Genomic DNA, 15200 nt, shown 5'->3' on the forward strand with positions numbered 1-15200 from the left:
GGGTTGCACTCGCGTTGAACAGGCCGGGCTTGCCCGGCCTGTTTGTCGTCCGCAGCCGATCCGCTGGACCGGACGGCTGCGCATCGGATGGCAACTGTCGATCCGGTCCGACGCTCATCCGTTTGCGCGGCTGCCATCCTCCTGCCGTGCTGATCCTGCTGTCGATCGTCGCGGCCGTCGCCGTCGCCCTGCTCATCGTGAACTTCGGTGCGGCCGAACGCCGGGTCGAGCAGGAGATCGAGCATCTCTACCCGGTCGACGATCCGCAATTCGGCCGCGCCATGGCCATGCTGGTGGGCCCGACCATCGTGCAGGGCAACCGTGTCACCGAGCTGATCAACGGCGACCGGATCTTCCCGGCCATGCTCGAGGCGATCCGCGGCGCGCGCCGCACGGTGCTGTTCGAGACCTTCATCTACTGGTCAGGCGAGATCGGCACGGCGTTCGCCGAAGCGCTGTCCGAACGCGCCCGCGCCGGCGTGAAGGTCCACGTGCTGATCGATTGGGTCGGCAGCACCCGGGTCGACCGGGATCTCGTGTTCGAGATGCGCGAGGCCGGCGTGGAAGTGCGGATGTACCACCCCCTGCGCTGGTACAACCTGGGCCGGCTGAACAACCGCACGCACCGCAAGCTGCTGATCGTCGACGGCCGCCTCGGCTTCACCGGCGGTGTCGGCATCGCGCCGCAGTGGTGCGGGGACGCGCAGGATCCCGAGCACTGGCGCGACTCCCACTTCCGCGTCGAGGGGCCGGTCGTCGCGCAGATGCAGAGCGTGATGCTGTCCAACTGGAGCAAGACCACGGGGCGCGTGCTGCACGGCAGCGCGTACTTCCCGGTGCTGGAGCCGGCCGGCGACCAGCCGGCGCAGATGTTCTCCAGCTCTCCCAGCGGCGGCAGCGAGTGCATGCTGATGATGACGCTGCTGGCCATCACCGCGGCCGTGCGCAGCATCGACATCGCCAGCGCGTACTTCGTCCCCGACGACGTTGCCACGCGATCGCTGCGCTCGGCGGTGAAACGCGGGGTGCGGGTGCGCATCATCACGCCCGGCCGGCACACCGACCAGGCGACGGTGCGCCGGGCCTCGCCCGGCCTGTGGGGCCCGCTGCTGGAAGCCGGCGTGGAGATGTACGAGTACCAGCCGACGATGTACCACTGCAAGATGCTCATCGTCGACCAGCGGCTCACCTCGGTGGGCTCGACCAACTTCGACCCGCGCTCGTTCCACCTGAACGACGAGGCCAACCTGAACGTCTACGACCCGGCGTTCGCCCGACGCATGACGGAGGTCTTCGAGGCCGACATCGGCCGTTGCCGCCGCATCACGCTGGAGGACTGGCGGCGGCGGCCGCTGGCCGAGAAGGCCCGCGAGCGCGCATCGACCTGGCTGGCCCCGCTGCTCTAGCCCGTCGCAACCGGGCAACAGGGCCACCTGCTTCGCCGGCCGCCCCCGACCCGGGATGGGACAATCCCGCACCCGTGGACACGCCCATCGATTCGCTGTTCGGCGACGCCGCCGAGGAACGCCCCGCCGACCTCGCGGCGGCGCTCGCGCCGCCCGCCGCGGCCGGCCACTTCGACGAGCTGCGGGGCGCAGCGTCGCGCCCCGGTTCGCCGCGCGGCCGCGACGGCCGCCTGGCACCGCACTGGGCCCGCTTCTTCGACCACCTCGGCACCGGCGGCTTCGGCGAACTGGACCAGCGGATGCACGAGCTCGGCCGGCAGGTCCGGGACAACGGCATCACCTACAACGTCTACGCCGACGAAGACGGCCCGCAGCGCCCCTGGTCGCTCGACCTGTTTCCCCTCATCGTCCCGCCTGCCACCTGGCAGCGCGTGGAAGCGGGCGTGCTGCAGCGGATGCGCCTGCTCGACCGGATCATGGCCGACGTGTACGGACCGCAGCAGCTGCTCGAGCGCAACCTGCTGCCGCCGGCCCTGGTGCAGGGCCATCCGGGCTACCTGCGGCCGATGCACGGCGTCTCGCCGGCCGGCGGCATGTTCCTGCACATCGCCGCCTTCGACCTGGCCCGGGACCCCGATGGCCAGTGGTGGGTGGTCTCGCAGCGCACCCAGGCGCCCTCGGGCCTGGGCTACCTGCTGGAGAACCGGCTGATCGTCTCGCGCTCGTTCCCCTCCGCCTTCAGCGCGCTCAAGGTGCAGCGGCTGGCTGCCACCTACCGCGCGCTGGTCGACGGCCTGCGCGCGATGAGCCCGGGCGGCCCCCAGGCACGCATCGTCCTGCTCACGCCCGGCCCCTACAACGAGACCTACTTCGAGCACGCCTTCCTGGCGCGCTATCTCGGGCTGACGCTGGTCGAGGGCAGCGATCTCACCGTGCGCGACCAGCGCCTGTACCTCAAGACGCTGCGCGGCCTGGAGCCGGTGCACGGCATCCTCAAGCGGCTGGACGACGAGTTCCTCGACCCCCTGGAGCTGCGCTCGGACTCCCGGCTGGGCGTGCCCGGGCTGCTGCAGGCGATCCGGGCCGGGAACGTGCTGGTCGCCAACGCGCCGGGCTCGGCCTTCCTGGAATCCTGCGCGCTGCTCGGGTTCCTGCCGGCGCTCTCGCGCCGCCTGCTGGGCGAGGAGCTCGCGCTCCCGTCGATCCCCACCTGGTGGTGCGGCGAACGTGCGGCCATGGAAGCCGCCCTGCCCCACCTCGCATCGGGGGTCGTGAAGCCGACCTTCGGCGGATCGGGTGCGGGCGCCGTGCTGGGCCAGTCGCTGTCGCGGCGCGAGCTGGACGAATGGGCCGGCCGCATCGCGCGCGAACCCGACGAGCACACCGTCCAGGCGTACCGGCCGCTGTCCCAGATGCCCACCTGGAAAGCCGGCCGGCTGCAGCCACGGTCGCTGATGCTGCGGGTGTTCGCGGTGTGCGACGGCCCCCGGTCGTGGCGCGTGCTGCCCGGTGGGCTGACGCGGCTGGCTGGCGAGACGACCGAGATCGCCACCATGCAGCGCGGTGGCAGCAGTGCCGACACCTGGGTGCTGACCGACGGCGAGGTCGACACGACCAGCCTGCTGCGGCACGAGCAGCCGGCCGCCGACGTCTCGCACCGCGGCCGCAGCGTCACCAGCCGCTCGGCCGAGAACCTGTTCTGGCTGGGCCGGTACACCGAGCGCACCGAGAACACGACGCGGCTGGCCCGGCTGGTGCTGCAGTGCCTCAACGGCGAGGACCAGACGTCGCAGCCGCTGCTGGCCTGGCTGAGCGAGCTCTCCGTCGAGCACGGCCTGGTGCTGCCGAACGTGCCGCCGGCAACCGCCTCGCGCCGCGTGTTCGAGCGCTCGCTCCTCGCCGCGCTGGCCGACACCACGCGCGCCACCAGCGTCGGCTACAACCTGGCGGCGCTGCGCGGGGCCGCCGCCGCCGTCCGCGACAGGCTGTCGCAGGAGCAGTGGAACGTGATCGTGCGCGCCGAGCAGTCCTTCCTGCTCGGCTGCGGGCAGCAGGAAGGCGACTTCTCCTCGGTCGAGGCGCTGCGCATCCTCGAAGCGCTGTCGGGCGACACCGCCGCCATGACCGGCGCGCAGACCGACCGCATGACCCGCGACGACGGCTGGCGCCTGCTGTCCACCGGACGCCACCTGGAGCGCCTGGCGTTCCTGTCGTCGGCGCTGGCCTGGGGGTTCGAGACCGGGGCCGTGCACGACGACGGTGGGTTCGAGGCGGTGGTGGCCCTCTTCGACAGCACCATCACCTTCCACGCCCACTACCAGCAGCGGCGCGACCTCGCCGCCCTGCTCGACCTGCTCGTGCTCGACCGGGACAACCCGCGCTCGCTGGGCTGGGTGACGCAGACGCTGCGCGGCCGCCTCGCGCGCCTGGAAGGCAGCGCGCCGGGCCAGGTGCCCGGCATCGCGCTCACGGTGCCCGACCCGCAGGGCTGGTCGCTCGAGGCGATGTGCACCACCGATGCGAGCGGCCAGCACGCCGCGCTGCTGGAGCTGCTGCACCAGTGCGCCACGGCCGCCTGGCAACTGTCGGACGACCTGGGGGCGCGCTACTTCACCCATTCGTTCGAGTCGCGCGAAAGCGTGGGCGCCTGATCTTCCACGTCGCCATGCTGCTGCACGTCCTTCACGAGACCAGCTACGCGTACGCGCCGGCCGTCAAGACCGCGCAGCATGTGGCGCACCTGCGTCCGGCCGACGGCGCCGGGCAGCGGCTGCTGCGGCACCGGCTGTCGATCCATCCGGCGCCGGCGCAGCGCAGCGAGGACACCGACGTGTTCGGCAATGCACGCTGCTTCTTCGGCCTGCAGTCCGCGCACGACCACCTGAGGGTCGTGGCCGACAGTGTCGTGTCCACCAGCGCGCACGCGCTGCCCGGCGAGAGCCTGCCCTGGGAGGAAGCGCGCGAGCGGCTGCGCTACCACCGCGGCGCCGAGTACGACCCTGCGGCCGAGTTCGTCTTCGCCTCCCCCTACGTGCCCCGGCATGCCGACTTCGTCGACTACGCGCGCGCCAGCTTCGGGCCCGGCCGGCCGCTGCTGGATGGCGCGCGCGAGCTGACGGCACGCATCCACGCGGACTTCGCCTACGTCTCGCAGGCCACCGACGCCAGCACGCCGGCGCTCGAGGCGCTGGCGCTGCGCAAAGGCGTCTGCCAGGACTTCGCCCATGTGATGCTCGGCTGCCTGCGCAGCCTCGGCCTGCCGGCGCGCTATGTCAGCGGCTACCTGCTGACGCAGCCGCCGCCCGGCCAGACCCGGCTGGTGGGCAGCGACGCCTCGCACGCATGGGTGTCGGTCTACCTGCCCGCGGCGCATGGCCCCGGTTGCTGGGCCGATCTCGACCCGACCAACGACCGCGCGCCCGGCGAGGACTACGTGACGCTGGCCACGGGGCGCGACTTCTCGGACGTCTCGCCCATCCGGGGCGTGATCCACGGCGGGGCCAACCACACGCTGCGCGTCGCCGTCACCGTCGCGCCGCTGTCGCCGCCACAGGCTCCTACAATCGCCGACCCGACCGACCAGGAGCCCGCATGAGCGTCGACGACAAGCTGAAGCAACTCGGCATCACCCTTCCCCCCGTGGCCACCCCTGCGGCCGCGTACGTCCCCTTCGTGCAGACGGGCAACCTCGTCTTCCTCTCCGGCCACATCGCCAAGCGCGACGGCAAACCCTGGGTGGGCCAGCTCGGTCGCACCCTGGGCACCGAGGAAGGCCAGGCCGCTGCCCGTGCAGTGGCGATCGACCTGATGGGGACGCTGAAGGCGGCGGTGGGCGACCTCAACCGGGTGCGCCGGATCGTCAAGCTGATGAGCCTGGTGAACTCCACCGCCGATTTCACCGAGCAGCACCTGGTCACCAACGGCGCGAGCGAGCTGTTCGGCCAGGTGTTCGGCGACCGCGGCGCGCACGCCCGCAGCGCCTTCGGCGTGGCGCAGATCCCGCTGGGCGCCTGCGTCGAGATCGAGCTGATCGCCGAGATCGGCTGAACGGACCTTCAGGAGCGCGCGCCGGGCGGGATGGCGTAGGTGCCGACGGCGTGCGCCACCATCTCCGGCAGCCCCTCCGAATACAGCGCCACCTCGCCGACCGCCAGCGTGCGGCCGACCTTCATCAGCTTGCAGATGCCGACGATGCGCCGGTCCGCCGACGGCTTGCGCATGAAGTTGAAGTTCAGGCTGGTGGTCACGGTGAGCGGGACGATGCCGATCTCGCCGAGGATGGCCACGTAGAGCGCCACGTCGGCCGTGGCCATCATCACCGGCCCCGACACCGTGCCGCCCGGGCGCAGTTCGTCGGGGCCGACCTCGTGGGCGACGGTCGCCGCCATGCCCCCGGCCTCCAGCACCTGCACCCGCGTCTGCGGGAACTCCCTGGCGATGAAGGCCGCGATCTCTTGCTTGCTTGACATGCGCGCAGTGTGCAGGAAAGCGGTCAGCAGGCGTATGAGGGTCGCAACGGAGCCGCGCCCGGCAAGGCCGTGACGCGCTGCGCATCGACCACCAGCTGCGAGCCCTGCGAGAACACGAATTCCGCGCGCCACGGACCCGGGCCGTCGAACGGCAGTTCGAGCCGCGTGAGTCGCGAGATGCCGTCCGACAACTCGCCTTGCGCGAGGCGGCCGAAGCAGGCCGACGGCTCGCCCCGCCAGCGCGCCTGCCGAAACTCCAGCGCCAGCCCCGGCAGGTAGCCGGCCTCGCCGCCCGCCGCCTGCGCGATGGCAGCGGCAGCGAAGCGCAGCACCAGCGTGTCACCCTGCAGCTCGACTCCCGCGACCTCCGAGTCCGCCAACACGAGCTGCATGGCGGGTCACTCCACCCGGTCGACCGACGACGGGTCGAACGTGAAGTTGCCGGCCTTGCCCCGGCTGCCGCGCGCGCCCGCTGCGTTGTTGAGCGACCGGATCTCCAGGACCTCCTCGCGCTCCTTGCCGCGGAACACGCCGCGGATCACGATGCTGCGCGTGTATGCAGCCGCGCCGGCAAGCGTCTCCTTCTTCTCCAGCGCCAGCAGCAGCAGGCCGCGCCCGCCGTTCGGCTGCTGCCGCAGCTCCCCGATCGGGAACGTGACGATGCGGCGCTCGGACGAGACCGCCGCCACGTGCGTCGCGGGCAGGTGCAGGCCGCCCGGGACCACGCCCGCCGGCGGTGGCACGTTGGCCGGCGACGGCTTGCAGATCATCTCGCCGGGGCCGCAGGTGATGAACGACTTGCCGCCGCGCTGGCGCGACATCATGTTCTCCACCGTGGCCAGGAAGCCGTAGCCGCCGCTGTTGGACAGCAGCAGCCAGGCACCCGACGCGCCGGCGAAGTAGTGCACCAGCTGCGTGCCCGACTCCAGGTCGATGTAGGTCGTGACCGGCTGGCCGTCGCCCCGTGCGCCGGGCAGGGTCGAGACCGGGATCGAGTAGATCCGGCCGTTGCTGCCGAAGGCCAGCAGCGTGTCCACCGTGCGGCATTCGAAGGTGCCGTACAGGCCATCGCCCGCCTTGAACGCGAAGCTGGCGGCCTCGTGGCCGTGGCCCTGCCGCGCCCGCACCCAGCCTTTCTGCGAGACCACCACGGTGACCGGCTCGTCGATGACCTTGACCTCGGCGACGGCGCGCTTCTCGGCCTGGATCAGGGTGCGGCGGGCGTCGGCGAAGGACTTGGCGTCCTGCTCGATCTCCTTGACCATCAGCCGGCGCAGGGCCGCCGGACTGCCCAGGATCTCCTCCAGCTTCTTCTGCTCCTCGCGCAGCTGGCCGAGCTCCTGCTCGATGCGGATCGCCTCCAGGCGTGCCAGCTGGCGCAGCCGGATCTCCAGGATGTCCTCGGCCTGGCGCTCCGAGAGGCGGAAGCGGTCGATCAGCGCCTGCCTGGGCTCGTCGCTGTTGCGGATGATCGCGATCACCTCGTCGAGGTTCAGCAGCACCAGCTGGCGGCCCTCGAGGATGTGGATGCGGTCCAGCACCTTGTCCAGCCGGTGCCGCGAGCGGCGCTCGATGGTGCGCTGGCGGAACTCGATCCATTCGGTGAGCATCTGCCGCAGCGACTTCTGCACCGGCCGGCCATCCAGCCCGACCATCGTCAGGTTGATCGGCGCGGTGGTCTCCAGGCTGGTGTGCGCCAGCAGCGTGGTGATCAGCTCGGCCTGCTCGATGCGGCTGGTCTTGGGTTCGAACACCAGCCGCACCGCGGCGTCCTTGCTCGATTCGTCGCGCACGGCGTCCAGCACCGACAGCACCGTCTGCTTCAGCTGCAGCTGTTCCTGCAGCAGGGCCTTCTTGCCGGCCTTGACCTTGGGATTGGTGAGTTCCTCGATCTCCTCCAGCACGCGCTGCGAACTCACGCCCGGCGGAAGTTCGTGCACCACCAGCTGCCACTGGCCTCGCGCCAGGTCCTCGATCTTCCAGCGGGCCCGCACCTTGAGCGAGCCGCGGCCGCTGCGGTAGGCCTCGGCGATGTCGGCCGCGCTGCTGATGATCTGGCCGCCGCCCGGGTAGTCCGGGCCCGGCAGCAGGGCCAGCAGTTCGTCGTCCGCGAGCTTGGGGTTCTTCACCAGGGCCACGCAGGCGTCGGCCACCTCGCGCAGGTTGTGGCTGGGGATTTCGGTGGCCAGGCCGACCGCGATCCCGCTGGCGCCGTTGAGCAGCGCGAACGGCAGCCGGGCCGGCAGCTGCAGCGGCTCCTGGGTGCTGCCATCGTAGTTGGGCGTGAAATCGACCGTGCCCTCGTCGATCTCCTCGAGCAGCAGGTTGGTGATCCTGGACAGCCGCGCCTCGGTGTAGCGCATCGCCGCCGCGCCATCGCCGTCGCGGCTGCCGAAGTTGCCCTGCCCGTCGATCAGCGGGTAGCGCTGGCTGAAGTCCTGTGCCATGCGCACCAGCGCGTCGTAGGCCGCCTGGTCGCCGTGGGGATGGAAACGGCCCAGCACGTCGCCCACGACACGCGCGCTCTTGACGGGCTTGGCACCGGCGCCGCCGCCGAAGCCCAGGCCCATGCGCCACATCGAGTAGAGGATGCGGCGCTGCACCGGCTTCTGGCCGTCGGTCACATCGGGCAGCGCGCGGCCCTTCACCACGCTGAGCGCGTACTCGAGGTAGGCGCGCTGCGCGTAGGTGGCCAGGTCCAGCTGGGTGTCGTCTCCTCCGTCGTCGGAAGTGATCAGTTCGTCTTGGCTCATTCGGATGCGATCGGCAAAGGTGAGGAGTCGGTGTTCAGGAGCAGCAGGTCAGCGCCGGCCGGCCCGGTGCCGCCGGGCGATCAATGGCAGCACGGGTCGCGCGGCGGGGATTCCGTCCCGGCCTCGGGCAGGAGCGCGGGCATGTTCCCGCGGTGGAGGGCGCCGCCGGCCGGCACCGTCCCTGGCGAGGGCGGCGCCGCTGCCGCGGGGCCTCCCATGGCCCCGGAAAGCGCCGCAGTGTCGGGCCCCGGCTCGGCCCGGCCGGCCAGCTCGATGCGCACGCGTCCCGGCACCCGCACGCCGGGCGCGGCGCCCAGCGCAGGTGGCCGCAGCATGGAATACAGCTGCAGGACGGTGCGGACGTAGTTCTGGGTCTCGCGGTAGTTCGGGATGCGGTTGCCGGCGCGCTGCACCGCGCCTTCGCCGGCGTTGTAGGCCGCCAGCGCCAGGTCGAGCCGGCCCGGGAAGAGGTCGAGCAGGTAGCGCAGGTAGCGGCTGCCGGCGCGGATGTTGGTCCCGGGGTCGGCCAGCTTCCTCTCGATCGGCGCGCGCTGGTCGCCCTGCACGCCGTAGCGCTGGGCCGTGGCGGGCATCACCTGCATCAGGCCCACCGCGCCCTTGGGCGACACGGCCGCGGCGTCGAAGCCGGATTCGGTGGCGATCAGCGCCTGCAGCAGCTCGAGCTCGATGCCGTGCGCACGCGACGCCTCGCGCAGGTGGTGCTTGACCTGCCGGTAGCCCGGCGAGATCTCGAAATACGCGACCAGCCGGGCGGCGCTGGTGCTGGGCACGGCGACGGCCCGCGGCGTGGTGGCCCGCTCGGGCAACCCGGCGGCCGTGTCGAAGGCCTCGCCGCCACGCCAGAACAGCTCGTAGCGCTCGTCCACCCGCTCGGTGGCGAAATGGGCCACGCCCTTGCCGTCGACGTAGCCCCAGATCTCGGCCCGCCCCGCGCCCGCGCCGAGCACCAGGGCCGCGGCCAGCAGCGGGGCCAGGCAACGCCGGCGCGCCGTCATGCGGGCAGCTCCAGCGCCAGCGCCCGCCGGTCGGCGAATTCGGCCTGCAGCATCGACATCACGACCAGCGAGTCGAAGCCGGACGCGCCGCGGACGCACTCGCGCAGCAGCCCCTCGGGCGCGAAACCCTCGGTGTCGTACAGGGCGCGGGCGCGGTGGTTGTGCGTGCGCACGTCCAGCCAGAAGCGGTGCGCCCCGAGGTCGTCGAACGCCACCTTCTTGGCCACGCGCAGCGCGGCCCGCCCGTGGCCCTCGCCCTTGTGGCGCACCACCATGCGCTTGAGCTCCAGCGCCTGGTGCGGGCTGCGGCAGCCGATCAGGATCAGGAAGCCGGCCGAGGCGAGGTCCTGGCCGGCTTCGATGATGAAATGCCGGAAGTCCGGAAAGCGGATCGCGGCCTCGTGCTGGGTGCGCTCCCAGGGCGTGATGAACGGCAGGTTCTCCGGGTCGTGCTCGAGCGTCAGCACGAAGTCGATGTCGCTCTGCATCGTCGGCCGCAGCCGCACGCGGGCGGGGGTGCGGTTCGCGGCAAGCGAGTTCACAGCGGTCATGCAGCACCACCTGCGAGGCCGCTTTCGACGTCGGAGTCCGCACACTGCCGAGCGAGGTAACGCCTGCCCATCGAAAGGATGAAAGAAGGTTCATGCTCCAGGGCACGCAGGTTCACGCCGATCCGGCCGCGACCCACGTCGATATCGACCTCTCGATGATCGATACGCCCCTTCGGAACAAGCTTGCCCACCCGGGCCGTCTCCTGAGGCCCGAGCTCGATCACGAGGAACGGTGCCCAGCCTTTCGCGAAACGCAGTTCTTCCACGGTCAGGGACACCACGGACGTCCAGCGCAAGGATGGCAGGTCCTTGAAATGGATACCTTCCAGGTCGAATCCCAGGACGCCGCCTTGGGCCCGCTCGAGTGCGCGATCGCGGCGGTCCCGGCGGAGATCAAGCGCCAAACCGCCGAGCATGAGCAGGCCGACGGCGGAGAGCAGTAGCGAGCGCAGCCGCCACCCCTGGATCGTCACCAAGGCAGCGACGCTTGTCACGAACAGCATGACCGCGGTACGCGCCACGTACGAGCCTGGAATCTCGCGGCTTCGCCACTCGGCCGGAGGGCTGCCGCTGCCGACTTGCAGCCTGGATTGGGGGTGCGCCATGCAGCTGCCTAGACGTCCACCTCGACGTCGTCGCCGTGCAGTTCCATCAGCTCGCGCCGCGCGGCCGCTTCGCCCTTGCCCATCAGCTTGGTGATCAGGCTTTCGGTGCCGGAGAAATCAAACCGGCCCAGCTGCACCGGCAGCAGGCGGCGGGTGTCCGGGTTCAGCGTGGTCTCCCACAGCTGCTCGGCGCTCATCTCGCCCAGCCCCTTGAAGCGGCTGATGCTCCACGAGCCTTCCTTGACGCCTTCCTTGCGCAGCTTGTCGAGGATGGCGGTGAGCTCGCCCTCGTCCAGCGCGTACTGCTTGCCGGCCGGCTTCTTGCCGCGCGCCGGCGTGTCGACGCGGAACAGCGGCGGGCGCGCCACGTACACGTGGCCGGCCTCGATCAGCTTGGGGAAATGGCGGAAGAACAGCGTCAGCAGCAGCACCTGGATGTGCGAGCCGTCGACGTCGGCGTCCGACAGGATGCAGACCTTGCCGTAGCGCAGGCCCGACAGGTCGGGCGTGTCGTTCGGGCCGTGCGGGTCGACGCCGATGGCCACCGCGATGTCGTGGATCTCGGTGTTGGCGAACAGGCGGTCGCGCTCGACTTCCCAGGTGTTGAGCACCTTGCCGCGCAGCGGCAGGATGGCCTGGCATTCCTTGTCGCGGCCCATCTTGGCGCTGCCGCCGGCGGAATCGCCCTCCACCAGGAACACCTCGTTGTGGGAGATGTCCTTGCTCTCGCAGTCGGTCAGCTTGCCCGGCAGCACCGCCACGCCGGAGCCCTTGCGCTTCTCGACCTTCTGGCCGGCCTTCTGGCGCGTCTGGGCGGCCTTGATGGCGAGCTCGGCCAGCTTCTTGCCGTAGTCGACGTGCTGGTTCAGCCACAGCTCGAGCGCCGGTCGCACGAAGCTGGAGACCAGCCGCACGGCATCGCGCGAATTCAGGCGCTCCTTGATCTGGCCCTGGAACTGCGGGTCCAGCACCTTGGCCGAGAGCACGTAGGAGGCGCGGGCGAAGACGTCCTCGGGCAGCAGCTTCACGCCCTTGGGCAGCAGCGAGTGCAGCTCGATGAAGCTCTTGACCGCGTTGAACAGGCCGTCGCGCAGGCCGCTGTCGTGGGTGCCGCCGGCGCTGGTGGGGATCAGGTTGACGTAGCTCTCGCGCACCGGCGCACCATCCTCCGTGAAGGCGACGGCCCAGGCGGCGCCCTCGCCTTCGGCGAAGGTCTCGTTGTTCTCGGCGTAGCCCTCGCCCTCGAACATCGGGATCACCGGATCGCCGGTGAGGGTCTGCATCAGGTAGTCGCGCAGGCCGCCCTTGTACTGCCAGCTCTGGGTCTCGCGGGTCTTCTCGTTGACCAGGTAGACCGCCACGCCGGGCATCAGCACCGCCTTGCTGCGCAGCAGGTGGGCCAGCTCGGCCATCGGCAGCTGGCTCGACTCGAAGTACCTGGCATCCGGCCACACGCGCACGGTGGTGCCCTGGCGGCGGTCGCCTTCGGCCGCCTTGCGCAGCTTCAGCGCCTCGACCACGTCGCCGCCGGAGAACACGATGGTGGCGACCTGGCCTTCGCGGTGGCTGGTGACCTCCATCCGCTTGGCGAGCGCATTGGTGACAGACACCCCGACGCCGTGCAGGCCGCCGGAGAAGCTGTAGGCGCCACCCTTGCCCTTGTCGAACTTGCCGCCCGCGTGCAGGCGGGTGAACACCAGCTCGATGACCGGAGCCTTTTCCTCCGGGTGCATCCCGAAGGGAATGCCGCGGCCGTCGTCCTCGATGCTGACCGAGCCGTCGCCGTGGAGGGTGACCTTGATGCGCTTGCCGTGGCCGGCCAGCGCCTCGTCAGCGGCGTTGTCGAGCACCTCCTGGAGGATGTGCAGCGGGTTGTCGGTGCGCGTGTACATGCCCGGCCGCTGCTTGACGGGCTCGAGGCCCTTGAGCACGCGGATGGAACCTTCGGAGTACTCGGGAACGGAGGAAGGACGGGTGGCCATGAGCGGCGGATTGTAGTCGTGCGGTCGAAACAAACTGTACGGGCATACAGCCCGGCAGGGATTGATGCTCGCATGTCATCAGTGCCCGCTGCGAGTCTCATGGCGCTGTCGGCCCCGCGACGCGTCGGGGCGGAGCCGATTGGCTACAGTCGCGTGATGCATTCCCCCGCCCGCCTTTCCATGCGCCAGGTCCTCGTCTGCGGGGCCGCCGTCGTCACCCTGTCCATGGGCATCCGCCATGGTTTCGGGCTGTGGCTGCAGCCGATCACGCAGTCCCAGGGCTGGACGCGCGAGACCTTCGCCTTCGCGATCGCGATCCAGAACCTGGCCTGGGGCTTCTTCGGCATCTTCGCCGGCATGCTGGCCGACCGCTTCGGCGCCTTCCGGGTGCTGATCACGGGCAGCGTCCTGTATGCACTGGGCCTGGCGGGCATGGCGCTGTCACCCAACGCGCTGCTGTTCTCGCTCACCGCGGGCGTCCTGATCGGGGCGGCGCAGGCGGGCACCACCTACGCGGTGGTCTACGGCGTGATCGGCCGCCAGCTCGATCCGGCCCGGCGGTCGTGGGCGATGGGGGTGGCCGCGGCGGCCGGCTCCTTCGGCCAGTTCCTGATGGTGCCGGTGGAGGGTTTCCTGATCGATGGCCTGGGCTGGCAGCAGGCGCTGCTCGCGCTGGCGATCGTCGTCCTGCTGATCGCGCCGCTGGCGTTCGGCCTGCGCGAGCCCGGGTTCGGCGCGGGCGCGACGCCCGCACGGCGCGAGCAGACCATCGGCCAGGCGCTGCGCGAGGCGTTCAAGTACCCCAGCTTCCAACTGCTGATGGCCGGCTACTTCGTCTGCGGCTTCCAGGTGGTGTTCATCGGGGTCCACATGCCCAGCTACCTGAAGGACAAGGGCCTGTCGCCGCAGGTGGCCAGCTACGCGCTGGCCCTGATCGGCCTGTTCAACGTGTTCGGCACCTACATCGCCGGCTCGCTGGGCCAGAGGCTGGCCAAGCGCAAGATCCTGGCGGCCATCTACCTGGGCCGTGCGCTGGCGATCGCGGTGTTCCTGTGGGCCCCCCTCTCGCCGCTGTCCGTGTACGTCTTCGCCGGGGTGATGGGCCTGCTGTGGCTGTCCACGGTGCCGCCGACCAACGCCACGGTGGCGCAGATCTTCGGCGTGGCGCACCTGTCCATGCTGGGCGGCTTCGTCTTTTTCAGCCACCAGATCGGCTCCTTCATGGGCGTGTGGCTGGGCGGCCTGCTGTACGACCGCACCGGCAGCTACGACATCGTCTGGTACATCTCGATCGCCCTGGGCGTGTTCGCCGCCCTGGTGAACCTGCCGGTGCGCGAAGCACCGATCGCGCGGGCCCCGGCGGCCCAGCCTGCGTGATGGCCCGCCGCGTGCGCCAGGTCCTCGGCTGGACGGCTGCCACCGCGGTGCTCGGGGCCGTGTTTGCCCTCTACACGCGTCCCGACACGATGGTCATGCTGGCGGACCGGTTCTGGGCCTGCTTCCAGTGACCGGGTGAAGCCGGTCCGGCCATCCGGTGGCCGGGCGGCGGCACGAACCACGAAGCCTGCTCCATGAACACTTATGTCATCACCGGCGCGTCCGACGGCATCGGCGCCGAACTGGCGCGTCAGATCGCCGCCCGGCACCGCGGCGCGGCGGCGCTGGTGCTCGCGGCGCGGCAGCGCGAGCGCCTCGACGAGGTCGCCGCCCGCTGCCAGGCCCTGGGCGCCGACACGCTCGTCGTGCCCACCGACGTGACCGACGAGGCGCAGTGCCGCCGCCTGATCGATGCGGCCGTCCAGCGCTTCGGCGGGATCGACTGCCTGGTCAACAACGCCGGTGTCTCCGCCCACGCGCTGTTTGAGGAGGTCCGCGCGCAGGACCTGCGGTGGTACCAGGACCTGATGACGGTCAACCTGTGGGGCAGCGTGTGGTGCACCCACGCGGCGCTGCCGCACCTGAAGGCCGCGCGCGGCCGCCTCGTCGCCGTCTCCTCGCTGGCCGGGCTGATCGGCGTGCCGGGGCGCACCGCCTACAGCGCGACCAAGTTCGCCATGACCGGCTTCTTCGAGGCCCTGCGCGCCGAGCTGAAGCCGGCCGGCGTGTCGGTCACCACCGCCTATCCGGGCGTCGTCGCCACCGAGATCCGGCGGCACGGACTGGACGCCCGCGGCCAGACCGCCGGCCGCAGCGGACTGAAGGAAGACGAGGCGATGCCGGTCGACGTCTGCGCCCGGCTGATCCTGGACGGCCTGGAGGCCCGCCGGCGTGAGGTCGTCATGACGACGCGCGGCAAGCTCGGCCGGTTCCTGAAGCTGGTGGCACCTGGCCGGGTCGAGGCCATGGCGCTCGCCGCGCTGGCGGACGAAGCCAAGCCACGGGACGGCTCTGCGGGCCCTGCGCCCGAGCGGGGCTGAC

At 71.0% G+C, this 15200-nt stretch carries 14 protein-coding genes; 7 read left to right on the top strand and 7 right to left on the bottom strand.

The window, feature by feature from the left end; all coding sequences use genetic code 11:
• Window positions 1-146 precede the first annotated feature (146 nt).
• From VFE82_RS19520 to VFE82_RS19535, 4 genes are all read left to right on the top strand, one after another.
• Complete coding sequence (locus VFE82_RS19520) at window positions 147-1406, top strand: phospholipase D-like domain-containing protein (RefSeq protein WP_325002016.1); 1260 nt, start codon at window positions 147-149, stop codon at window positions 1404-1406.
• 74 nt (window positions 1407-1480) lie between these two features.
• Entirely contained in the window at window positions 1481-4057 is a 2577-nt protein-coding gene (locus VFE82_RS19525) for a circularly permuted type 2 ATP-grasp protein (RefSeq protein ID WP_325002017.1), read from the top strand.
• Between the two features lie 14 nt (window positions 4058-4071).
• Window positions 4072-5001, top strand: a complete 930-nt coding sequence (locus tag VFE82_RS19530) for a transglutaminase family protein (protein ID WP_325002018.1) — start codon at window positions 4072-4074, stop codon at window positions 4999-5001.
• Complete coding sequence (locus tag VFE82_RS19535; protein WP_325002019.1) at window positions 4998-5453, top strand: RidA family protein; 456 nt, start codon at window positions 4998-5000, stop codon at window positions 5451-5453. Before VFE82_RS19530 ends, VFE82_RS19535 begins: the two co-directional genes overlap by 4 nt.
• A gap of 8 nt (window positions 5454-5461) precedes the next feature.
• Here the strand turns inward: VFE82_RS19535 and VFE82_RS19540 are convergent, their stop codons facing one another.
• From VFE82_RS19540 to VFE82_RS19570, 7 genes are all read right to left on the bottom strand, one after another.
• Window positions 5462-5875, bottom strand: a complete 414-nt coding sequence (locus VFE82_RS19540) for a PaaI family thioesterase (RefSeq protein WP_325002020.1) — start codon at window positions 5873-5875, stop codon at window positions 5462-5464.
• A gap of 23 nt (window positions 5876-5898) precedes the next feature.
• Window positions 5899-6267, bottom strand: coding sequence for a hypothetical protein (locus tag VFE82_RS19545; protein WP_325002021.1), 369 nt, complete (start codon window positions 6265-6267; stop codon window positions 5899-5901).
• Between the two features lie 6 nt (window positions 6268-6273).
• Complete coding sequence (parC, locus tag VFE82_RS19550; RefSeq protein WP_325002022.1) at window positions 6274-8628, bottom strand: DNA topoisomerase IV subunit A; 2355 nt, start codon at window positions 8626-8628, stop codon at window positions 6274-6276.
• A gap of 80 nt (window positions 8629-8708) precedes the next feature.
• Window positions 8709-9644 carry a lytic transglycosylase domain-containing protein gene (locus VFE82_RS19555; protein ID WP_325002023.1) on the bottom strand — a complete coding sequence of 312 codons (936 nt, stop codon included), beginning with the start codon at window positions 9642-9644 and terminating at the stop codon, window positions 8709-8711.
• Window positions 9641-10195: a GNAT family protein gene (locus VFE82_RS19560; protein ID WP_325002024.1), complete on the bottom strand. Its 555-nt coding sequence runs from the start codon at window positions 10193-10195 to the stop codon at window positions 9641-9643. Before VFE82_RS19560 ends, VFE82_RS19555 begins: the two co-directional genes overlap by 4 nt.
• Window positions 10192-10800 carry a hypothetical protein gene (locus tag VFE82_RS19565; protein ID WP_325002025.1) on the bottom strand — a complete coding sequence of 203 codons (609 nt, stop codon included), beginning with the start codon at window positions 10798-10800 and terminating at the stop codon, window positions 10192-10194. Before VFE82_RS19565 ends, VFE82_RS19560 begins: the two co-directional genes overlap by 4 nt.
• Window positions 10801-10808: 8 nt before the next feature.
• Window positions 10809-12782 (bottom strand): DNA topoisomerase IV subunit B, encoded by a 1974-nt coding sequence (locus VFE82_RS19570; RefSeq protein WP_325002026.1) that lies wholly within the window; start codon window positions 12780-12782, stop codon window positions 10809-10811.
• 156 nt (window positions 12783-12938) lie between these two features.
• Between VFE82_RS19570 and VFE82_RS19575 the strand changes: the two genes are divergently transcribed.
• The 3 genes from VFE82_RS19575 to VFE82_RS19585 all read left to right on the top strand — a co-directional run bounded on the left by VFE82_RS19575 (window position 12939) and on the right by VFE82_RS19585 (window position 15199).
• A complete protein-coding gene (locus VFE82_RS19575) occupies window positions 12939-14159 on the top strand; it encodes an MFS transporter (protein ID WP_325002027.1) in 1221 nt (406 codons plus the stop codon).
• Window positions 14159-14290, top strand: coding sequence for a hypothetical protein (locus VFE82_RS19580; protein ID WP_325002028.1), 132 nt, complete (start codon window positions 14159-14161; stop codon window positions 14288-14290). Before VFE82_RS19575 ends, VFE82_RS19580 begins: the two co-directional genes overlap by 1 nt.
• 63 nt (window positions 14291-14353) lie before the next feature.
• A complete protein-coding gene (locus tag VFE82_RS19585; protein WP_325002029.1) occupies window positions 14354-15199 on the top strand; it encodes an SDR family oxidoreductase in 846 nt (281 codons plus the stop codon).
• Window position 15200: the final 1 nt, after the last annotated feature.

This window comes from Ramlibacter sp., assembly GCF_035655895.1.
In the GTDB taxonomy this organism is placed as follows: Bacteria; Pseudomonadota; Gammaproteobacteria; order Burkholderiales; family Burkholderiaceae_C; genus Ramlibacter.